The organism is Pseudomonas sp. Tun-23181 (genome assembly GCF_057415455.1).
In genome coordinates this window covers 5,440,531-5,460,309 of record NZ_CM171630.1, presented here as the reverse complement: position 1 = coordinate 5,460,309, position 19,779 = coordinate 5,440,531, and the positions used below count along the sequence as shown (strand labels likewise).

The following is a 19,779-nucleotide window of genomic DNA, read 5'->3' as shown; positions in this document are numbered from 1 at the left end:
GTAGAAGCAGCCCTGCGTTCTCTTGCGGCTTGTAGCTCGAAGCTTGCAGCTGGAAGACCGCCCCTGGTTCGGCCTGCACGGAGGCAGATCCGGGGGCGTTTTCGATTCTGCAGAACAACAATAATTTGGGAGCCTGCCATGTCGGTCGATCCGCAAAAACTACTCCGCGAGCTGTTCGACACAGCCATCGCCGCCGCCCACCCCCGCCAGGTCCTCGAACCCCACCTGCCCACCGACCGCACCGGCCGGGTCATCGTCATCGGTGCCGGCAAGGCCGCCGCGGCCATGGCCGAAGTAGTCGAGAAGAGCTGGCAAGGCGAAGTCTCCGGCCTGGTGGTGACCCGCTACGGCCATGGCGCCAACTGCCAGAAGATCGAGGTGGTCGAAGCCGCCCACCCCGTCCCCGATGCCGCCGGCCTGGCCGTGGCCAAGCGCGTGCTCGAACTGGTCAGCGACCTGAGCGAAGACGACCGGGTGATCTTCCTGCTCTCCGGCGGTGGCTCGGCCCTGCTGGCACTGCCCGCCGAAGGCCTGACCCTGGCCGACAAGCAACAGATCAACAAGGCCCTGCTCAAGTCCGGCGCCACCATCGGCGAGATGAACTGCGTGCGCAAGCACCTCTCGGCGATCAAGGGCGGGCGCCTGGCCAAGGCCTGCTGGCCGGCCACGGTCTACACCTATGCGATTTCCGATGTACCGGGCGACCTGGCCACGGTCATCGCCTCCGGCCCCACCGTGGCCGACCCGAGCACCCGCGCCGATGCCCTGGCCATCCTCAAGCGCTACGCCATCGACGCGCCCAAGGCGGTCATCGACTGGCTCAACGACCCGGCCTCGGAAACCGTCAAGGCCGACGACCCGGCCCTGGCGCGCAGCCACTTCCAACTGATCGCCAAGCCCCAGCAGTCGCTGGAGGCCGCGGCGGTCAAGGCGCGCCAGGCAGGTTTCAGCCCGCTGATCCTCGGCGACCTGGAAGGCGAGTCGCGCGAGGTGGCCAAGGTCCATGCCGGTATCGCCCGTCAGATCGTGCTGCATGGGCAGCCGCTCAAGGCACCGTGCATCATCCTCTCCGGCGGCGAGACCACCGTCACCGTGCGCGGCAACGGCCGCGGCGGGCGCAACGCCGAGTTCCTGCTCAGCCTGACCGAAAGCCTCAAGGGCCTGCCCGGCGTGTACGCCCTGGCCGGTGACACCGACGGCATCGACGGCTCCGAGGAGAACGCCGGCGCCATCATGACCCCGGACAGCTACGCCCGCGCCGAGGCCCTGGGCCTGTCGGCCGCCGACGAGCTGGACAACAACAACGGCTATGGCTACTTCGCGGCGCTGGAGGCGTTGATCGTCACCGAGCCGACCCGCACCAACGTCAACGACTTCCGCGCCATCCTGATCCTCGAGAGCCCGCAATCATGACGCCTGATAAGAAAGTCAAAATCCTCGCCACCCTCGGCCCTGCGATCAAAGGCGTCGACGACATCCGTCAACTGGTCGAGGCCGGGGTGAACATCTTCCGCCTCAACTTCAGCCACGGCGAACACGCCGACCATGCCCTGCGCTACCAGTGGATCCGCGAGGTGGAGCAGCAGCTGAACTACCCGTTGGGCATCCTCATGGACCTGCAAGGGCCGAAACTGCGCGTGGGCCGTTTCGCCGACGGCAAGGTCCAGCTGCAGCGTGGCCAGGCCCTGCGCCTGGACCTGGACACCACCCCGGGCGACAGCCGTCGGGTCAACCTGCCCCACCCGGAGATCATCGCGGCCCTGGAGCCGGGCATGGACCTGCTGCTCGACGACGGCAAGCTGCGCCTGCGGGTGACCGCCAAGCACCCTGATGCCATCGACACCGAGGTGCTGGCCGGCGGCGAGCTGTCCGATCGCAAGGGCGTCAACGTGCCCCAGGCGGTGCTCGACCTCTCCCCGCTGACCGAGAAGGACCGCCGCGACCTGGCCTTCGGCCTGGAGCTGGGTGTGGATTGGGTGGCGCTGTCGTTCGTGCAGCGCCCCGAGGACATCTCCGAGGCGCGCCAGTTGATCGGCGACCGTGCCTATCTGATGGCCAAGATCGAGAAGCCTTCGGCGGTGGCCCAATTGCAAGCGATCGCCGAGCGCTCCGACGCGATCATGGTGGCCCGTGGCGACCTGGGCGTGGAAGTGCCGGCCGAAAGCGTGCCGCAGATCCAGAAGCAGATCATCGGCACCTGCCGCCAGCTCGGCCGGCCGGTGGTGGTGGCCACGCAGATGCTCGAGTCCATGCGTTTCTCGCCGGCGCCGACCCGCGCCGAGGTCACCGACGTGGCCAACGCCGTGGCCGAGGGTGCCGACGCGGTGATGCTGTCGGCCGAGACCGCCTCGGGTGACTACCCGCTGGAAGCCGTGCAGATGATGAGCAAGATCATCCGCCAGGTGGAGAACGGCCCGGACTACCAGGCCCAGCTCGACGTCGGCCGTCCCAAGGCCGAGGCCACGGTGTCGGATGCCATCAGCTGCGCGATCCGCCGTATCAGCAGCATCCTGCCAGTGGCGGTGCTGGTCAACTACAGCGAGTCGGGCGCCTCGACCCTGCGCGCCGCCCGCGAGCGACCACGGGCGCCGATCCTCAACCTGACACCGAACCTGACCACCGCCCGCCGCCTGAGCGTGACCTGGGGCGTGCACTCGGTGGTCAACGATCGCCTGCGCCAGGTCGACGAGATCTGCTCGACCGCGCTGGAGATCGCCCAGGCGCAAGGCATGGCCAGCCGTGGCGACACGCTGCTGATCACCGCCGGTGTGCCGTTCGGCAAGCCGGGGACGACCAATACCCTGCGGATCGAAACCTTGGTCTGAGCCGGTCAGTACGTTCATCTGGGGCCGCTTCGCGCCCCATCGCCGGCAAGCCCGCTCCCACACGGCCCTGCAAGCCACATCATGTGTGATCGACTCGGACCCTGGGAGCCGGCTTGCCGGCGATGGGCTGCCAAGCAGCCCCAATGCGAGGACCTGGCAGCAACCACGAACAATGCGCAAAACCCGAGGCCCGACAGAGGCCCACCGCTTCCCATCCACCTCATCGACTGCCCATGTACACCAAGAATTTCGTCAACCCGTGCCCCGACTGGGCCACGGCCCTGCTCAATGGCTTCAGCCAGGTGCTGTTGCTACGTAACCCGCTGTGCGGCCTGTGCTGCCTGTTGGCGCTGCTGCTGACCGCCCCCGCGCTGGTCGGCGGTGCCCTGCTCGGCGCCCTGGCCGGCCTGCTCACCGCCCAACGCCGCGGCTACGACCGCACCGACCGTCAGGCTGGCCTGTACTGCTACAACGGCGTGCTGATCGGCATCCTGATCAGCGCGGTGCTGCCCTGGTCGGCTATCCTGCCGCCACTGATCATCGCCGCCGGTGGCCTGTCCAGTATCCTCACCCACCAGTGGCGCAAGCGCGGAGGCAAGCTGCTGATCGCCTATACCGCCCCCTTCGTGCTGCTGGGCTGGGGCACCCTGCTGCTGGCCAGCCCCTTGCTCAGTACCTACGTCGAGGCCAATCCGCTGTATGCCCTGCTCCGTGGCCTGGGCCAGATCTTCCTGCTGGACAACCCACTGGCCGGCCTGCTGATCGCCATCGGCCTGTTCATCGCCAACCCCTATGCGGCCGTCTGGGCCCTGCTCGGCTCGGCCATCGGCGGTGGCGCGGCATTGCTGGCCGGCGAAGCGCAATCCGCCTGGCAGGGGTTGTTCGGCTTCAATGCCGCGCTGGCTGCGCTGGCCTTCGGACGGGAGCGCACACCTCCCTGGCGACCACTGATGGCAATCATGCTGGCGATTGCGCTGCAGTACATCATGGTGATGTGCTCCATCCCTGGCCTCACCGCACCGTTCGTACTCGCCTGCTGGTGTTTGCATGGCGCGCGACTGGATGCCCGTGCCAACGAAACCTTGCCCGATGGCGGATCCTGATCGCCTGTACTTCCACAAGGTACATGCGCTGCCCTTGTGAGTATGCTCCCTGCACGACAGCATGGCGCCAGGGCGGGCGTGGGTGTCATACGAACGACCGAAGATGCCTGACCTCGGGAGGGCATCATTCGTCATGACTGACGTATGTTGGAAACAAGAGAATGTGCGCTTTCAATGATTGCGTTCTTACCCATGCCAGCAACGTCCCACCAACCTAGCGTCACTTCTGCTCCGGTGAAACTGAGCTTCGTCGTTCTCGCCCTTATGTGCTCATAGGAAAGGTCAAACTTCAATCCACTGGACGACCTGCCAGTGGCTGAATCAACTCCCACGTTCATGGCGTCCCTGAGAGTGTGTCTCCAGACGACTCCATCTTTATTGATCGTCATCGTAGAGCTCTGGATATTCTCAAACCCCACGTTCAGCGGAATGCTCACCCCCTCGCTCGATCGTTCAGCATTGACCACCATTCTTCCAACATCTCTAGCCTTCAGTTTTACCTGGATGCCAGTGCGCGTCATGCGAATCGTTGATTGAGGCCTGCTGACGGCGATCGGGTTTGGAGCCACGGATACCCGATTGCCCACTCTGTCCCTGAACATTAACCAAAAGGCGCTTCTACCCGTTGGATCCGTTCGATTCAAAGGATCTCCCTGACAGTAGGCATAGGCATTTCTTCCCCCACTACCGAAGGGGCTCAGGCTGTCCGGGCTGACGAAACGCATCAAGGCAGGCTTGTACAGGCGATGACCATTGCCCAGCAGGTAACCTGCCGTCGGGCAGTCGAGCCACTGTCCGTTGAACCCCATATGGCTCGCCTCGAACCTGCCGCGATGGCCGTAAGGGGTGTAGCGGGTCCAGAGAAGTTGCGAGGATCGCCAAAGGCCCAGTAACGACCGAGATGCATCGATGGCCAGCAATACTCGGTCCGAGTCTTTCGACTCCAGCGCCAACAACGCCTCGCCTGCCCATACCACCCGTACTGTGCCCTGCTCCCCCCACTCAACGGCCCTACCGTCTTTTTCGTAGAAGTATCGTGTTGACTCAGGAAATGATCGATCAGGCTGCTGGCTCCGAAGATGCATGACTTCTCTCCCTATCGTCGCTTCCAGGATTCTCCTGCCCCTTTTCAACACCTACAACTGGCATTTTTATCAGCCGTGCCGGTCCTTCACCCTTGCATACGGCCAGGCCTGGCTTCTAGTCTTGTACCGTTCCCATCAGCCCCCATCGACCTCATGTCTACCCCGCAAGCCTCGCAACCCTTACGAGAACGCCTCTGCATCATCGTCTTCCAGACCGACACCGTCGCCGGCCGACGTTTCGACAAGATCCTTCTGTTGATCATCCTCGCCAGCCTGGTGACGGTGATCCTCGACAGTATCGACGAAGTCCACCGTGACTACGCAGGCCTGCTGGCCGGTATCGAATGGGCCTTCACCGGGATTTTCCTGATCGAGTACCTAACGCGCTTGCACTGCTCGCCCAAGCCCTTACGTTACGCCTTCAGCTTCTACGGCCTGGTCGATTTGCTGGCGATCGTCCCAGGGGTCATCGCACTTTATTACAGCGATGCCCAGTATCTGCTGATCGTTCGAGTCATCCGCATGCTGCGGATCTTCCGTGTGCTCAAGCTCAGCCCCTACCTGAAACAAGCTCACTATCTGCTGGCCGCGTTGCAGGGCAGCAAGCAGAAGATCATCGTGTTCTTGGTCAGCGTGTCGACCCTAGTGACTGTGTTCGGCACCCTGATGTATGTGATTGAAGGCCCTGAACACGGCTTCACCAGCATTCCCACGGGTATCTACTGGGCTATTGTCACCCTCACCACGGTAGGCTTCGGCGACATCGTGCCGAAGACACCATTGGGCCAGGTGCTGTCATCGCTGGTAATGATCACCGGTTACTCGATCATCGCCGTGCCGACTGGGATCTTCACTGCCGAGCTGGCCAACGCCCTGCGTGGCGAACATCTGCAGCACGACTGCCCTACTTGCACCAAGACGCACCATGAACATGGCGCCGCGTTCTGCTCGCGGTGCGGCAATGCGCTGTTCCCCAAACAATGACGGGCGAGGTGAACAGATCTAGGCCAGGAATGTATAAGCAAAGACCTTTTTAGTCTTTAAGCGCCAATCAACCACCCGCTATAGTCGCGGGCATATCGCCAACTCGTTGAACTAGAACAAGGAATGCCCTGTGAAAAAACTCTTCAGTGCCTCACTGCTCGCCGCAGGCCTGGCCCTCGGTAACCTGGCCCATGCCGCACCGACACTGCTCAACGTGTCCTATGACGTGATGCGCGACTTCTACAAGGACTACAACCCGGCGTTCCAGAAGCACTGGGAGGCCGAGCACAACGAGAAGGTCAACGTGCAGATGTCCTTCGGCGGCTCGAGCAAGCAGGCACGGGCGGTGATCGATGGCCTGCCAGCCGATGTCATCACCATGAACATGGCCACCGACATCAACGCCCTGGCCGACAACGGCAAACTGGTACCGGACGACTGGGTGACCCGCCTGCCGAACAACAGCGCGCCGTTCACCTCGGCCACCGTGTTCATCGTGCGCAAGGGCAACCCCAAGGCGCTGAAGGACTGGCCCGACCTGCTCAAGGACGGCGTGCAGGTGATCGTGCCCAACCCCAAGACCTCGGGCAATGGCCGCTACACCTACCTCTCGGCCTGGGGCTATGTGCTCAAGCAAGGCGGTGACGAGAACAAGGCCCGCGAGTTCGTCGGCAAGCTGTTCAAGCAGGCGCCGGTACTCGACACCGGCGGCCGCGCCGCCACCACCACCTTCATGACCAACCAGATCGGCGACGTGCTGGTGACCTTCGAGAACGAGGCCGAGATGATCGCCCGTGAGTTCGGCCGCGAACAGTTCGAGGTGGTCTACCCGAGCGTATCGGCCGAGGCCGAGCCGCCGGTGAGCGTGGTCGACAAGGTGGTGGAGCGCAAGAAGTCCCGCGCCGTGGCCGAGGAATACCTCAAGTACCTGTGGTCGCCGGCGGCCCAGGAAATCGCCGCGCAGAACTACCTGCGCCCACGCGATGCCACCGTGCTGGCCAAGTACACCGACCGTTTCCCGAAAGTCGACTTCCTGTCGGTGGAGAAGACCTTCGGCGACTGGCGCACCGTGCAGAAGACCCACTTCAATGATGGTGGGGTGTTCGACCAGATCTATACCAGCAACTAAGGCCTGGCAGGGGCGCTGTGCGCCCCGCTTCAGCCTTGCTGGCGGAACACCAGCGCCTTCAACCCGCCCGCTGGATCCGCATCTGGAAACTCCGGCGGATTCTCCAACCGTTCCACGAACACCAGCGCCGGTGCATGCTCGGCCATGCCCTGGATGAGAAACGCCGGCCCGATGCCAGGGTCGTTCACGCAGGCCAGTACCGTACCACCCTCCGTCAGCAGCTCTGGCAAGCGCCGCAGGATCTTCGCGTAGTCCTGGGTCAGCACGAAGCTGCCTTTCTGGAAGGTCGGTGGGTCGATGATGATCAGGTCGTACGGCCCGTACTTGCGTACCTTGCCCCAGGACTTGAACAGCTCATGGCCCAAGTAGGCGACCCGGGAAGCGTCATGGCCGTTGAGCCGATGGTTTTCACGCCCTCGAGCCAACGCCGCCTTGGCCATGTCCAGGTTGACCACCTGCTCGGCCCCACCGGCAATCGCCGCCACCGAAAAGCCACAGGTGTAGGCGAACAGGTTGAGTACCCGCTTGCCTGCTGCCTGCTCACGCACCCAGCGCCGGCCGTAGCGCATGTCGAGGAACAGGCCGTTGTTCTGCCGCACGCCCAGGTCGAGCAGGTACTTCAGGCCATCTTCGGCCACTTCGTGCTGCTGGCAAGGCTCGCCCAGCAGCCACTGGCCGGGGCTGTCTGGCAGGTAGCGGTGCTGGATGAGGATCGCCTGACCGCTCCACTGCGGGCGCTCGGCGAGGGCGCGCAGCATGTGCTCCAGTTCCGCCAGCTGGCCCTCGGCCGGCTCACGGAACAACGCCACCGACAGCACACCCTGCAGCCAGTCGACGGTGATCTGCTCCAGGCCAGGCCAGCAGCGCCCGCGGCCATGGAACAGACGGCGGGTTTCCTGTGGCGCGGGGTCGAGGGCGGCGAGCAGGTGTTGCTCGAGGGTGTGGATCGGCGAGGTCATGGCAGGGTCGCAAGCAAAGAAAAGCCGGCATTCTAACCGGTTTCACAGGTGCTGACCCTGGAGGGCGCTACGCAGCCTCACTGGCCCTTCACTGCAGCCACCCTTGGCCTGAACCACCACCCCTGCTGCATCCCCGCCGCCGCCAGCAGGATTGCCGCCACACCCAGCCACTGCAACGGCGTCAGACGGTGCCCGAAGGCGAACCAGTCCACCAGGATCGCCGCGACCGGGTAGATGAACGACAGCGCGCCGGTCAACGCCGTGGGCAGGCGCTGGATGGCGCTGTACAACAGCACGTACATCAGACCCGTGTGGACGATACCCAGTGTCACCAGGCTGGCCTGCGCCGGCAACTCGCCCGGCAAACCGCCCAGCCCGACCCAGGGCGCCAGCAGCAACACGCCGGTGATGACCTGGACCAAAGCGATGAGGTGCGGCGGCGTATCGCTCAAGCGCTTGACGATCAGCGCCGCCACGGCATAGAGGAACGCCGCGCCCAAGGCCAGGGCGATGCCCAGCAGGTAGCTGCCGGCCCCGGCCTGGCCACTGCCATGGGCACTGACGATGGCCAGCATGCCGAGAAAGGCCAGGCTCAACCAGGTGACCTTGGGCACGGTGATCTTCTCGCCGAGAAAGATCGCCGCCAGCCCCACCAACATGAATGGCTGGACGTTGTACACCGCCGTGCCGATGGCGATCGACGCCCTCGAATAGGAGGCGAACAGCAATACCCAGTTGCCGACGATCGCCACGCCGCTGGCCAGCGCCATCAGGAAAGTCGCACGGGTCAGGATGCCGGGTTTGAGAAAGCCCATGGCAGCGCAGATCAGCAGCAAGGTGCCGGCACCGAACAGGCAGCGCCAGAACACCACCTCCAGCACCGGTTGCCCCGATACCAGCACGAACCAGCCAATGGTCCCGGAGATCAGCATGGCGACGATCATTTCCAGCGAGCCGCGACGCAATGAATTGTCCATCTCACACCTCCCGTCGAAGATGGCCTTAGTATGCGCAAGGCAAAAGGCGACCTTCCAGCGGATAACGAAGGTGTTAGCGCTGCCTCACCTTTACTATCAAGGTACATTCAACGAATCACCTGACGAGGCACTCATGACCGACGCCATCGACCAACTGTTGATCCATGCCCTGATGGAAGACTCCCGACGTTCGCTCAAGGCGCTGGCACAGATCAGCGGCCTGTCCGCGCCCAGCGTCAGCGAACGCCTGCGCCGCCTGGAAGAACGCGGCGTGCTGCGCGGCTACACCGTGGACGTGGACCCACGCAGCTTCGGCTACCAGCTCCAGGCCATCGTGCGCATCCACCCGCTGCCCGGCCAGTTGCAGGAGGTCGAACGGCAGATCATCGCGATCCCGGAGTTCACCGAATGCGACAAGGTGACTGGCGAAGATTGCTTCATCGCGCGTATGCATGTGCGCTCCATGGAGCAACTCGACACCCTGCTCGACCGCCTCAACCTGCTGGCCGAGACCAATACCGCGATCGTCAAGAAGACACCGGTGAAACGGCGGCTGCCGCCGATGGATTGAGCACGGCGATAGCCTCAGCAGCCCCATTCAAAGGATGAAACGGTCGGCGATTTTTTGTACACAACATTGTCACCATAAGTGCCATTTTTGTGTGCACTTTCTACGGTAACGCCCTATTAAGTTACACACTTCCCGCCTAAAAATTTGACCAAATGATCAAGTAATCATCTACATCAAAAATAAAACCTGTTCATTTGGTCAATTTATATTCCCCTTAATTCATCTACTTATCTTTCAACAAGATAGATTCAAAATAATGGCCACCGGACTGTTTGTTGTTCGCCTGGCATGGAACTCGCTTTTGTGTGTTCATGTTTTGTATACAACTTAAACAAAACATAAATACACAAGAACCCGCAGCGCCTGCCCTCACACAGGCCGTTGCGCCCAGAACCCAGTGATGCCAACGCTGCACCGACGAGATGGCGAGCCCGTGCGCATGCCCGCTCATCGCAGTCCACGCGCATCAGGAGCCTGCCGGAATGAGTACCAGCCTCGACCTTGCCCCTGAACTATCCGTTGCCAGCACCCACCCCACCCCACTCGCCGAGCGACTGCCAGAAGTTGAACTAAGCCCTCGCCTGCACAACCACGACCTCGCCCCGACCCGCCTCGAAGGCCGGCGCTGGGGGCGCTACAGCATCTTCGCCCTGTGGACCAACGATGTGCACAACATCGCCAACTATTCCTTCGCCATGGGGTTGTTCGCCCTCGGCCTGGGGGGCTGGCAGATCCTCCTGTCGCTGGCGATCGGCGCGGCGCTGGTGTACTTCTTCATGAACCTGTCCGGCTACATGGGGCAGAAGACCGGCGTGCCCTTCCCGGTCATCAGCCGTATCGCCTTCGGCATCCACGGCGCGCAGATCCCGGCGCTGATCCGTGCAGTGATCGCCATCGCCTGGTTCGGCATCCAGACCTACCTGGCCTCGGTGGTGCTGCGGGTCCTGCTCACTGCGGTCTGGCCACAGGTGGCCGCCTATGACCAGGACAGCCTGCTGGGGCTGTCGACCCTGGGCTGGGTGTGCTTCGTGGCGATCTGGATGGTCCAGCTGGTGATCCTCGCCTACGGCATGGAAATGGTGCGCCGCTACGAAGCCTTCGCCGGCCCGGTGATCCTGCTGACCGTGGCCAGCCTGGCGGTGTGGATGTACTTCCAGGCCGACGCGCGCATCGCCTGGTCGGTGGCCGACCCCCTGACCGGCTACGAGATGTGGCGCAACATCTTCGCCGGTGGCGCCCTGTGGCTGGCGATCTACGGCACCCTGGTGCTGAACTTCTGCGACTTCGCCCGCTCCTCGCCATGCCGCAAGACCATCCGCGTCGGCAACTTCTGGGGCCTGCCGGTGAACATCCTGGTCTTCGCCACCATCACCGTGGTGCTGTGCGGTGCGCAGTTCCAGATCAACGGCCAGGTGATCGACAGCCCGACCCAGATCGTCGCCACCATTCCCAACACGCCGTTCCTGGTGCTCGGCTGCCTGGCCTTCCTGATCGTCACCGTGGCGGTGAACATCATGGCCAACTTCGTCGCCCCGGCCTTCGTGCTCAGCAACCTGGCGCCACGCCATCTCAACTTCCGCCGCGCCGGGCTCATCAGCGCGACCCTGGCGGTGCTGATCCTGCCGTGGAACCTGTACAACAGCCCGCTGGTGATCGTGTACTTCCTCTCCGGCCTGGGCGCCCTGCTCGGCCCGCTGTACGGGGTGATCATGGCCGACTACTGGCTGCTGCGCAAAGGCCGCATCAACGTGCCGGAGCTGTACAGCGAGAACCCGGCCGGGGCCTATTTCTACAGCCGTGGCATCAACCTGCGGGCAGTGGCCGCCTTCATTCCCACCGCGCTGCTGGCCATCGTCCTGGCCCTGGTGCCCAACTTCCAGAGCGTCGCGCCGTTCTCCTGGCTGATCGGCGCCGGCACCGCCGCCGCCCTCTACCTGCTGCTCGCCCCACGCAACCGCCAATACCACGACGTCAGCGGCGAATGCATCGCCGTCGACTCCAGCAGCCACTGATCAAGGAGGACTGTCCATGCGTATTCTGATCGCCAACGTCAACACCACCGAAGCCATCACCGCAGCCATCGCCGAGCAGGCACGCAGCGTCGCGGCGCCCGGCACCGAGATCGTCGGCCTGACCCCCTGGTTCGGCGCCGAGTCGGTGGAGGGCAATTTCGAGAGCTACCTGGCAGCCATCGCCGTGATGGACCGGGTGCTGGCCTACGAGGAACCGTTCGATGCGGTGATCCAGGCCGGCTATGGCGAGCATGGCCGCGAAGGCCTGCAGGAGCTGCTCGACGTACCAGTGGTGGACATCACCGACGCCGCCGCCAGCACGGCCATGTACCTGGGCCACGCCTACTCGGTGGTGACCACCCTGGACCGCACGGTGCCGCTGATCGAGGACCGCCTCAAGCTCTCCGGCCTGTACGAGCGCTGCGCCTCGGTGCGCGCCAGCGGCCTGGCCGTGCTCGAGCTGGAGGCCGACCCGCGGCGTGCGGTGGAGGCCATCGTCGACCAGGCCGAACGGGCGGTGCGTGACGACAAGGCCGAGGTGATCTGCCTCGGCTGCGGCGGCATGGCCGGGCTCGACGAACAGATCCGCCAGCGCACCGGGGTACCGGTGGTGGATGGGGTGAGCGCGGCGGTGACCATCGCCGAGTCGCTGGTGCGGATGGGCTTGAGCACTTCCAAGGTGCGTACCTATGCCACGCCACGGGCGAAGAAGGTGGTGGGCTGGCCGATGCGCTTCGGGCGGTAGATCACACTGGGAGCCACGCCCACAGGCACGACGCTGAACGTCGGCATTGCGCGGTGTCTGTGGGAGCGGCCTTGCCAGGGCGCCGGACCGGTCGGAAAGGGCTGCAAAGCAGCCCCAATCGGCTCGATCACCCCAACATCCTGGCCAACCGCTCCCCACTGCCACAGGCCAGGGTGAAGCCCAGGGCCCCATGCCCCAGGTTCAGCCACACATTGCGATACGGCGTACCACCGATGATCGGCACCCCCGTAGGCGTCGCCGGTCGCATCCCCGCCCACTCCACCGCCCGCTCATAGTCCGCCGCCCTCGGCAAGGTCTCGCCTGCCAGCCGGTGCATGCTGCGCAACCGCCGCGCGTCTACCGACTCGTCGAAACCGATGATGTCCACCATCGCCGCCACCCGCAGTTGCTGGTCCAGGCGCGCATAGACGATCTTGCGTTCGTAGTCGGTGATGCTCACCTGCGGCGCCAGATGCTCCGCCGTGATCGGCGCGGTCAGGCTGTAGCCCTTCAGCGGATAGATCGGCAGCTTCATCCCCGGCAACGCCAGGCCTGGGCTGCGATAGCCGGCACACAGCACCACCCGCTCCACGTCCAGTTGCTCGCTACCCAGCTCCAGCGCGAGCACTTCGTCATCACGCCGTACCCAGCCCGTCACCGGCCGCCCCAGAAGCAACCGGCACAGCCCCGAGGCCTGCAACCGCTCGGCCAATCGCTGGCAGAAGCGGTGGCAGTCGGCGACCTCCTCATCCGGCGTGAACACGCCTCCAATGAAAGGCGCATCGGCCAATGCCGGTTCCAGCGCCTGCAACTCGGCCGCACCGAGCACCTGCTGGCTGTCCGGTTCGAGCAGATGCTCCCGCCCATGGGCAAAGGCCCGCGCCGTGCGAAAGGCGACCAGCTTGCCGTTACGCCGCCAGGCGAAGCCCTGCAGGCCATCGTCCTCGCGCCAGCGCGCCAGGGTGGCCTGGCTGTGCAAGGCCAGCTCCAACAGCCAAGCGGCATTGCGGCGGTTGACCGTGTGCCGGCACGCCATCACGAAGGCCGCCAGCCAGCGCCACTGGGCTGGGTCCAGGCGCATGCGCAAGCGCAGGGGCGACTCGCCCTGGAGCAACCAGCCAAGCGCCTGCCATGGCACGCCGGCATCGGCCAACGGCGCCACGTAGCGATACGAAAGCTGCCCGCCATTGGCGAAGCTGGTGGCGCTGGCCAAACTGCCGCGCGCCTCGACCAGGTCGACCGCCAGCCCCTCGCGCACCAGCGCGTAGGCCGTCGCCAGCCCGATCACCCCGCCACCGATCACCGTCACCCGCCGATTCATGCGCGCCTCCTGCGTCAGGCCTTGCAGCCTAGCAGGAAACCGTACGGATCAGCTCGGGCAGGTATGCACCCCATCGTCCAGCCCCTGGCGTACGTTACGGCTGAGCAGGCTCGCCTTGCCGTCGCGCCAGGTCAGGGTCAGCACGTACAGGGTGTCGAAATCATCACCGCTCCAGTCTTCGGTGATCACCCGCTCCTCGCCCAAGGCCTTGCCAGCCACGGCGTTGATCAGGTCGGGCAGGTAGCCATGCGACCAGGCGGTATAGACGGTGGCGTTGCGGTACTTGTCACGCATCAGCTCCTCGGCCAGGTCATCGGTGTCATTGGCACCGAAGTCGATGTTCACCGGCAGGCCCAGGCGGATGGCGCTGGGCGAGATGGTCATCAGCGGGCGAATGTAGCTGTAGCTGCGGTCTTGGCTGCCTTCCTCGACATGCCGCGAGGGGTTGGCGGCAAACACGTAGTCGGCCTCGCCGAAACGCTCAGGCAGCAGCGTGGCCAGGTCCAAAGCACGGTTCAGGCCCTGGCAGTTCAGTTGCCCCAGGCCTTCGCCGGGCTTTTCGGCATGGCGCAGGAACACCAGCGTCTGGGTACCGTCGACCGGTTCGGCCCGGCCTTCGATCGCTTCCAGCGCCAGCGGCACTCCAATGGCGGTGAGCATCACGCCCAGCAACAGGTGACGGCGGCGTCGTAGAAAGAGGGGCAACTTCATCAAAAAGGCAGGCTCTCGTGGCAGAAAGAATGGGGGTTTACCCGCCACGTCGCCCTGCGGCCGAAGCCGCAGGGCATCCCTGTCATGACATCCTTCCGTGGATAGCGGGTGAGGGTCAGAGCGCCCTCGGCCCGTTTGGTTCCTCCCTGGATGCACGTGCCGTTCCGTCGACAAGGCCCAGGTTAAAGGCTGCATGTTGCCGAATCATGTCCACGGACGGCGAATCTCAGTCGTCGCGGGTCAGCACTTCCAGCAACTCGATCTCGAACGTCAGGTCCGAGTTGGGCGGGATCGAACCCATGCTGCGCTCGCCGTACCCCAAGTGCGCCGGCACCTGCAGCCGACGCTTGCCGCCGACACGCATGCCCGTCAGGCCCTGGTCCCACCCCTTGATGACCCGCCCGGTACCGATCACGCACTGGAATGGCTTGCCACGCGACCAGGACGAGTCGAACTCGCTGCCGTCGGCCAGCCAGCCGGTGTACTGGGTGGTGATCAGGGCGCCCTTGACCACGGCCTTGCCGTCGCCTTCCTGGATATCGATGACCTGCAGTTCGCTGCTCATGCCTGTTTCCTCGAAGCGGTTTGCGTGGCCGCCCTTTTCTCAGGAATGCACGGGTTTGGCAAGTTCGCGCGGCGCTTCGTGCTGGCGCATCGACCAGAGCACGCCACCGATCACCAGGACGATCGCCGCGGCCTCCAGCACGCTCGGCCCGGTCTGCCGCCAGAGGAAGGCGTAGAGCAGCGCGAACAAGGTCTCGAAGACGATCAACTGCCCACTCAGGGTCAGCGGCAGGCGCTTGGACGCCGCATTCCACAAGGCCATGGCCAACCACGAACCGAGCACCGCGCAGCCCAGGCTGCACGCCCAGAACAACCACCAGCGCGACATCGGCGCCTCTACCTGCAATGACTGCGGCTGCCACAACGCCAGCGCCGCGACCATCACCAGGCTGGCCAGCCCTGTCACCACCCCGCACAGCACCGACCACTGGTGGCTGTCGAAATGCCCGCACTGCTTGAGATAGCGGCTGTTCTGCGCGGCGTACCAGGTCCAGCAGGCCAGCGCGGCCAGGGCGTAGAACAGGCCCATGAGCTTGTCGCCCACGTCGCCCGGGGCGAAGGCGAATGTCTCCAGGTTGATGCACAGCATGCCGGCAAGGATCAGCGCCAGTGGGCCGACCAGCCGTGCCAGCGGCACCGCGCCGCTGTCGTTGCGCCCGTACAGGGTGATGGTCAGGGGCAGCACGCCGACGATCAGCGAGGCCGGTGCCACGCCCAGGCGCTGGATCGCCGCCACCAGGCAGATGAAGTACACCAGGTTGCCGATCACCGCCAGGCGCAACAGCATCCATGCATCGCCCAGGGTCAGCTGGCGCAGTTGCCGGGCCATGGGCAGCGCCAGCAACAGCGAGATCACGCCCACCATCAGGTAGCGCACACTGCTCAGCAGCATCGGGTTGAACTCCGGCAACAGCTCCGGAACCATCAGCACCATGCCCCACAACGCGCCGGCCATGCCGGCATACATCACACCGCGTCTCACCTGTCTGCTCCTGTTCGAAGATGCGCGCAGGCTACCTGCCAGGCCGGCACCGGGCAAAAGATCATTCCTCATGCAGCCATTCCCTGGAGGAATGGCTCGCGGCGCCCTATGCTGAGCGCACCCTTTCGCCACGCGACTCCGACATGAGCCGATACAGCCGTCACCTGCCCCCGCTGGATACCTTGATCGCCTTCGAGGCCGTGGCCCGCACCGGCAGCTTCACCCGTGCCGCCGGCGAGCTGTACCTGACCCAGAGCGCGGTGAGCAAGCAGATCCGCCTGCTGGAGGATCACCTCGCCACCCAGCTGTTCGAACGGCGTGCCCGCGGTATCAGCCTGACCAGCGCCGGCGAGCATTTCCATGGCTTCGTCGAGCCCATGCTCGACAAGCTGCTGGCCAACGTGCAGCGCCTCAAGAGCGGCCATGGCGACCGCCATGTCAGTGTCATCTGCACCCATGCCGTGGCGCAGTACTGGTTGTTTCCACGGCTGCTGCGCTTCAACGAGCAGCATCCGGGGCTGACGGTGAACATCCATGCCAGCAACGACATCAACGAGAGCCTGATCGCCGACTACGACTTCGGCATTCTCTATGGGCATGGCCGCTGGCGCTCGTTGCAGGCGAGCAAGCTGTTCGACGAGGTGATCTTCCCCATCGCCAGCACCCGCCAGGACCTGGGCAGCATCGACAGCCTCGCCGACCTGCAGGCGCTGCCACTGATCCAGCTCGACGCCTCGGCCTGGAACTGCCTGGACTGGCACGACTGGTTCGGCCATTTCGGCGTGCGCTACCAGGCACCGGCCGATGCCCTGACCTTCAACCAGGTCAACCTGGTGTTCGATGCGGTGATGCAGGGCATGGGCGTGGGGCTGGGCTGGGAGTCGATGGCTCGCGAGCGCATCAACGCCGGCCTGATCCGGCCGGTGTCGGACTTCGTGGTGCGCACGGGCCAGGCCGACTACCTGGTGCACGACCGCCAGACACTGCCCTCGCCCGCCGCCCAGGTGTTCGCCGAATGGCTGCTGCAGGCCTGAAGCAGAACGCCTAGCCGAGCTGGTCGAAGGCTTGCTGCCCGGTCAGCTCCTGGGTCTGGTTGGCGAAGCAGTACCAGGCGGGTTTCTCCTCGACGAAGATCTGCAGGTCGAAGTCCCAGGCTTGCTCGCCGTCCAGCAAGCCGACCGGGACGGCATAGAAGTCGTTGGCCTTGAGGCGGTAGTACAGGTGCGTGCCGCACTGGCCGCAGAAGCCGCGCTGGGCCCAGTCGGAGGAGTCGTAGACGCTCGGGGCACGGCCTTGGATCGTCGGCGGCTGGCTGCAGTGCACCACCAGCAGGGGGCCGCCGGTCCACTTGCGGCACATGCTACAGTGGCAGGCGCTGATGTGGGTGTTGTCCACGGTGACGCTCAGTTGGGTGGCGCCGCAAAGGCAGGTGCCTTGTTTTTCCAGAGGCATGGCGTGGGCTCCTGTGCGAGGGGTCAGGGATTGGCAAGTATAGCGGTGGCGGTGCCGCCCCCTTCGCGGCGGTCAGAGAAACACGGTCCCCCGCAGGTACAGCGCCCCACGCCCGCTGATGATCACCCGCCCATTGCCCGGCACCTCGCACTGCAACTGCCCCTTGCGTGCCCCGCCCTGCTCGCAGCTCAGGCTGCGCTTGCCCAGACGCTCGGCCCAGTAGGGCGCCAGCGAGGTGTGCGCCGATCCCGTCACTGGGTCTTCGTTCACGCCCACGCGCGGCCCGAACCAGCGGGTGACGAAGTCGAAGCCACGGCCCGGCGCGGTCACGGCGATGCCACGCACATCGAAGGCCGCCAGCGCGGCGAAGTCCGGCGCCAGGGTTTCGATCAACGCGGCGTCGTCGATCACCAGCACATAGTCGTCCGTACGGTACAGCGCGCGCGCCTCGCTCAGGCCCAGCGCCTCCAGCAGCTGGGCGGGGATGTCCACCGCCTGCGGTTGCTTGGCCGGGAAATCCATGGCCAGCAGGCCATCGGCACCACGGCTCACGCGCAGCTCGCCACTGCGGGTATTGAAGCGCAGCACCTGGGCCTGCTCGCCCAGTTGCTCGAACAGTACCCAGGCCGCAGCCAGGGTGGCGTGGCCGCACAGGTCCACCTCCACCGCCGGCGTGAACCAGCGCAGGTCGAAGGTTTCACCATTGCGCACGATGTAGGCGGTTTCGGAAAGGTTGTTCTCTTCGGCGATGCGCTGCAGGAGCGCGTCCGGCAGCCAGCTTTGCAGCGGGATCACAGCGGCCGGGTTGCCGCCGAAGGGATTGGCCGAGAAGGCATCGACCTGGAACATCTCGAGTTGCATGCAAAAGCTCCTGATGCTGAAAGAGGGCTCAGTGACGCACGGGGGTCAAAACCGACTCGCCGGCGAAGAACGCCTGCAGGTTGCGCAGAACCAAGGTCACGGTGTCGCGTGCCGCTTCTGGCGACTGGCCGGCCACATGCGGCGTGAGCACGGTGTTGCCGAGGGATTTCAACGCGTCGGGAACCGCAGGCTCGTCATCGAACACATCCAGCGCCGCCCCGGCGATCACCCCCTGGCGCAGCGCCTCGACCAAGGCCTGGGTATCGACCACGCTGGCCCGCGCGATATTGACCAGGTAGCCCTCGGCGCCCAGGGCCTCGAGCACCTGCCCATCGACCAGGTGGTGGGTGCCGGCACCGCCTGGCGTGGCCACCACCAGGATGTCCACGGCCTCGGCCAGGTGCAGCGCGGTGTCGTACCAGGTGTACGGGACATCCTGGCGCGGGGTGCGGCTGTGGTAGCTGACGTTCATGTCGAAGCCTTGGGCCGCCCGCTTGGCGATGGCCAGGCCGACCGCACCGAGACCGAGGATGCCCAGGCGCTTGCCGCTCACCGAGGGGCTGATGACCCGGTTCCACTCGCCCCGGCGGGTACTGGCATCGGCCCGCGGGATGTCGCGCAGCAGCGCCAGCAGGATGGCCATGGCGTGGTCGGCCACCGCCGGCGCGTTGGCACCGGCGCCGTTGGTCACCGTGATGCCACGGGCAGCGGCGGCAGCCAGGTCGACCTGCTCGTAGCCAGCACCGATCACGCAGATGATCTGCAACTTCGGCAAGGCCTCGATCTCGGCAGCGGTCAGGCCCAGCGGCCCACGGGTGAGCACGGCGTCGATCTCGCCGGCGTGGCGGACGATGGCGTCGGCGCGCAGTTGCGGTGAGGGTGCGCGGATCAGGCGATAACCGGCCTGCTCCAGCAGCGGTAGGTAGTCGTCGACGGTTTCCACCAGCACCAGGACGGTCTTGCTCATGCCACCTCCGGATCAATACGAAGGGGCATTATGCGCGGGCGCTGTGTTGGGGGCTAGTTGATCTGGGGCCGCTTCGCGGCCCCTGCGAAAGTGAAGCTGACGAGCCCTATTGCGCAAACGCTCGCCCAAGGCCGCCCGGCACGCCACTGCTGTCGGTCTCCTGCCAGGGCCCGTCCGGGCTCAGCGACCAGCTCCAGCCGTCGTTCCAGCGGTAGTAGGTACGCTGGCGGTAGAAGGTGTTGGGCTTCTTCTCCAGCACATAGACCCCCAGCCTTGGATCCCAGTGGCTGGCACCGCCCGGTGGCGGGGCGAAGCTGGCGGAGGTGCGCGGCATGGGCTTGGGAATGGCCGCCGGCTTGTCCGGCTGGGGCGCCGGTTGCCCGCCCGGCAGCGGCTTGACCACCGGCCCCTGGCGCGGCGGCACGGTCTCGATCGGGGGCGCCGGTCGCTCGACAGGCTCGCGCACCGTACACGCGGACAGCCCCAGGGCCAGGGTGATCAGGGTCAGGCGGACGGTGCTGTTCATGGATC

At 65.1% G+C, this 19,779-nt stretch carries 20 protein-coding genes; 9 read left to right on the top strand and 11 right to left on the bottom strand.

The features are described 5' to 3' along the window. Positions 1 to 138: 138 nt before the first annotated feature. The 3 genes from ACDI39_RS25870 (at position 139) to ACDI39_RS25860 (ending at position 3,928) form a co-directional block, all read left to right on the top strand. Positions 139 to 1,413 (top strand): glycerate kinase type-2 family protein, encoded by a 1,275-nt coding sequence (locus ACDI39_RS25870; protein WP_253081461.1) that lies wholly within the window; start codon positions 139 to 141, stop codon positions 1,411 to 1,413. Further along, entirely contained in the window at positions 1,410 to 2,825 is a 1,416-nt protein-coding gene (gene pyk, locus ACDI39_RS25865) for a pyruvate kinase (RefSeq protein WP_225789247.1), read from the top strand. Before ACDI39_RS25870 ends, pyk begins: the two co-directional genes overlap by 4 nt. Before the next feature lie 233 nt (positions 2,826 to 3,058). Further along, positions 3,059 to 3,928, top strand: coding sequence for an urea transporter (locus ACDI39_RS25860; RefSeq protein WP_225789248.1), 870 nt, complete (start codon positions 3,059 to 3,061; stop codon positions 3,926 to 3,928). Between the two features lie 131 nt (positions 3,929 to 4,059). On the opposite strand, the gene ACDI39_RS25855 is transcribed toward ACDI39_RS25860, so the two are convergent. After that, positions 4,060 to 5,013, bottom strand: coding sequence for an RHS repeat-associated core domain-containing protein (locus ACDI39_RS25855; protein WP_225789249.1), 954 nt, complete (start codon positions 5,011 to 5,013; stop codon positions 4,060 to 4,062). A 153-nt stretch (positions 5,014 to 5,166) separates the two neighbouring features. Here ACDI39_RS25855 and ACDI39_RS25850 point away from each other — a divergent pair, with 153 nt between their 5' ends. Beyond that, positions 5,167 to 5,997: an ion transporter gene (locus tag ACDI39_RS25850; protein WP_486537158.1), complete on the top strand. Its 831-nt coding sequence runs from the start codon at positions 5,167 to 5,169 to the stop codon at positions 5,995 to 5,997. Between the two features lie 130 nt (positions 5,998 to 6,127). Next, on the top strand, positions 6,128 to 7,126 hold the full coding sequence (locus tag ACDI39_RS25845) for a sulfate ABC transporter substrate-binding protein (protein ID WP_225789251.1): 999 nt from the start codon (positions 6,128 to 6,130) through the stop codon (positions 7,124 to 7,126). 29 nt (positions 7,127 to 7,155) lie between these two features. On the opposite strand, the gene ACDI39_RS25840 is transcribed toward ACDI39_RS25845, so the two are convergent. Then, positions 7,156 to 8,085 carry a class I SAM-dependent methyltransferase gene (locus ACDI39_RS25840; RefSeq protein WP_225789252.1) on the bottom strand — a complete coding sequence of 310 codons (930 nt, stop codon included), beginning with the start codon at positions 8,083 to 8,085 and terminating at the stop codon, positions 7,156 to 7,158. 77 nt (positions 8,086 to 8,162) lie between these two features. Continuing rightward, positions 8,163 to 9,062 carry a DMT family transporter gene (locus ACDI39_RS25835; RefSeq protein WP_225789253.1) on the bottom strand — a complete coding sequence of 300 codons (900 nt, stop codon included), beginning with the start codon at positions 9,060 to 9,062 and terminating at the stop codon, positions 8,163 to 8,165. 133 nt (positions 9,063 to 9,195) lie between these two features. On the opposite strand from ACDI39_RS25835, the gene ACDI39_RS25830 reads away from it, so the two are divergent. The 3 genes from ACDI39_RS25830 (at position 9,196) to ACDI39_RS25820 (ending at position 12,390) form a co-directional block, all read left to right on the top strand. Further along, on the top strand, positions 9,196 to 9,633 hold the full coding sequence (locus ACDI39_RS25830) for an Lrp/AsnC family transcriptional regulator (protein WP_225789254.1): 438 nt from the start codon (positions 9,196 to 9,198) through the stop codon (positions 9,631 to 9,633). Positions 9,634 to 10,115: 482 nt separating this feature from the next. Next, a complete protein-coding gene (locus ACDI39_RS25825) occupies positions 10,116 to 11,645 on the top strand; it encodes an NCS1 family nucleobase:cation symporter-1 (RefSeq protein WP_225789255.1) in 1,530 nt (509 codons plus the stop codon). 16 nt (positions 11,646 to 11,661) lie between these two features. After that, a complete protein-coding gene (locus ACDI39_RS25820) occupies positions 11,662 to 12,390 on the top strand; it encodes an aspartate/glutamate racemase family protein (RefSeq protein WP_225789256.1) in 729 nt (242 codons plus the stop codon). Between the two features lie 127 nt (positions 12,391 to 12,517). Here the strand turns inward: ACDI39_RS25820 and ACDI39_RS25815 are convergent, their stop codons facing one another. The 4 genes from ACDI39_RS25815 to ACDI39_RS25800 form a co-directional block, all read right to left on the bottom strand. Continuing rightward, entirely contained in the window at positions 12,518 to 13,711 is a 1,194-nt protein-coding gene (locus ACDI39_RS25815; protein ID WP_225789257.1) for a D-amino acid dehydrogenase, read from the bottom strand. A gap of 48 nt (positions 13,712 to 13,759) precedes the next feature. Further along, complete coding sequence (locus ACDI39_RS25810) at positions 13,760 to 14,422, bottom strand: histidine phosphatase family protein (RefSeq protein ID WP_225789258.1); 663 nt, start codon at positions 14,420 to 14,422, stop codon at positions 13,760 to 13,762. Positions 14,423 to 14,648: 226 nt separating this feature from the next. Then, a complete protein-coding gene (locus tag ACDI39_RS25805; protein ID WP_225789259.1) occupies positions 14,649 to 14,987 on the bottom strand; it encodes an FKBP-type peptidyl-prolyl cis-trans isomerase in 339 nt (112 codons plus the stop codon). A gap of 39 nt (positions 14,988 to 15,026) precedes the next feature. Further along, positions 15,027 to 15,968 (bottom strand): DMT family transporter, encoded by a 942-nt coding sequence (locus ACDI39_RS25800; protein WP_225789260.1) that lies wholly within the window; start codon positions 15,966 to 15,968, stop codon positions 15,027 to 15,029. A gap of 143 nt (positions 15,969 to 16,111) precedes the next feature. Between ACDI39_RS25800 and ACDI39_RS25795 the strand changes: the two genes are divergently transcribed. Then, a complete protein-coding gene (locus ACDI39_RS25795; protein ID WP_225789261.1) occupies positions 16,112 to 17,002 on the top strand; it encodes a LysR substrate-binding domain-containing protein in 891 nt (296 codons plus the stop codon). 10 nt (positions 17,003 to 17,012) lie between these two features. Here ACDI39_RS25795 and ACDI39_RS25790 read toward each other — a convergent pair whose 3' ends face one another. From ACDI39_RS25790 to ACDI39_RS25775, 4 genes are all read right to left on the bottom strand, one after another. Then, complete coding sequence (locus ACDI39_RS25790) at positions 17,013 to 17,420, bottom strand: GFA family protein (RefSeq protein ID WP_253081454.1); 408 nt, start codon at positions 17,418 to 17,420, stop codon at positions 17,013 to 17,015. Positions 17,421 to 17,492: 72 nt separating this feature from the next. Continuing rightward, positions 17,493 to 18,281 carry a PhzF family phenazine biosynthesis protein gene (locus ACDI39_RS25785; protein ID WP_225789263.1) on the bottom strand — a complete coding sequence of 263 codons (789 nt, stop codon included), beginning with the start codon at positions 18,279 to 18,281 and terminating at the stop codon, positions 17,493 to 17,495. Positions 18,282 to 18,309: 28 nt separating this feature from the next. Then, positions 18,310 to 19,248: a 2-hydroxyacid dehydrogenase gene (locus ACDI39_RS25780; RefSeq protein ID WP_225789264.1), complete on the bottom strand. Its 939-nt coding sequence runs from the start codon at positions 19,246 to 19,248 to the stop codon at positions 18,310 to 18,312. 106 nt (positions 19,249 to 19,354) lie between these two features. After that, positions 19,355 to 19,774 (bottom strand): hypothetical protein, encoded by a 420-nt coding sequence (locus tag ACDI39_RS25775; RefSeq protein WP_225789265.1) that lies wholly within the window; start codon positions 19,772 to 19,774, stop codon positions 19,355 to 19,357. Positions 19,775 to 19,779: the final 5 nt, after the last annotated feature.

Excerpts from the sequence above, each read along its gene's own strand:
- ACDI39_RS25870 (WP_253081461.1), top strand. The coding sequence starts at position 139 with ATGTCGGTCGATCCGCAAAAACTACTCCGCGAGCTGTTCGACACAGCC.
- pyk (WP_225789247.1), top strand. The coding sequence starts at position 1,410 with ATGACGCCTGATAAGAAAGTCAAAATCCTCGCCACCCTCGGCCCTGCG.
- ACDI39_RS25860 (WP_225789248.1), top strand. The coding sequence starts at position 3,059 with ATGTACACCAAGAATTTCGTCAACCCGTGCCCCGACTGGGCCACGGCC.
- ACDI39_RS25855 (WP_225789249.1), bottom strand. The coding sequence starts at position 5,013 with ATGCATCTTCGGAGCCAGCAGCCTGATCGATCATTTCCTGAGTCAACA.
- ACDI39_RS25850 (WP_486537158.1), top strand. The coding sequence starts at position 5,167 with ATGTCTACCCCGCAAGCCTCGCAACCCTTACGAGAACGCCTCTGCATC.
- ACDI39_RS25840 (WP_225789252.1), bottom strand. The coding sequence starts at position 8,085 with ATGACCTCGCCGATCCACACCCTCGAGCAACACCTGCTCGCCGCCCTC.
- ACDI39_RS25835 (WP_225789253.1), bottom strand. The coding sequence starts at position 9,062 with ATGGACAATTCATTGCGTCGCGGCTCGCTGGAAATGATCGTCGCCATG.
- ACDI39_RS25830 (WP_225789254.1), top strand. The coding sequence starts at position 9,196 with ATGACCGACGCCATCGACCAACTGTTGATCCATGCCCTGATGGAAGAC.
- ACDI39_RS25825 (WP_225789255.1), top strand. The coding sequence starts at position 10,116 with ATGAGTACCAGCCTCGACCTTGCCCCTGAACTATCCGTTGCCAGCACC.
- ACDI39_RS25820 (WP_225789256.1), top strand. The coding sequence starts at position 11,662 with ATGCGTATTCTGATCGCCAACGTCAACACCACCGAAGCCATCACCGCA.
- ACDI39_RS25815 (WP_225789257.1), bottom strand. The coding sequence starts at position 13,711 with ATGAATCGGCGGGTGACGGTGATCGGTGGCGGGGTGATCGGGCTGGCG.
- ACDI39_RS25810 (WP_225789258.1), bottom strand. The coding sequence starts at position 14,422 with ATGAAGTTGCCCCTCTTTCTACGACGCCGCCGTCACCTGTTGCTGGGC.
- ACDI39_RS25805 (WP_225789259.1), bottom strand. The coding sequence starts at position 14,987 with ATGAGCAGCGAACTGCAGGTCATCGATATCCAGGAAGGCGACGGCAAG.
- ACDI39_RS25795 (WP_225789261.1), top strand. The coding sequence starts at position 16,112 with ATGAGCCGATACAGCCGTCACCTGCCCCCGCTGGATACCTTGATCGCC.
- ACDI39_RS25790 (WP_253081454.1), bottom strand. The coding sequence starts at position 17,420 with ATGCCTCTGGAAAAACAAGGCACCTGCCTTTGCGGCGCCACCCAACTG.
- ACDI39_RS25785 (WP_225789263.1), bottom strand. The coding sequence starts at position 18,281 with ATGCAACTCGAGATGTTCCAGGTCGATGCCTTCTCGGCCAATCCCTTC.
- ACDI39_RS25780 (WP_225789264.1), bottom strand. The coding sequence starts at position 19,248 with ATGAGCAAGACCGTCCTGGTGCTGGTGGAAACCGTCGACGACTACCTA.
- ACDI39_RS25775 (WP_225789265.1), bottom strand. The coding sequence starts at position 19,774 with ATGAACAGCACCGTCCGCCTGACCCTGATCACCCTGGCCCTGGGGCTG.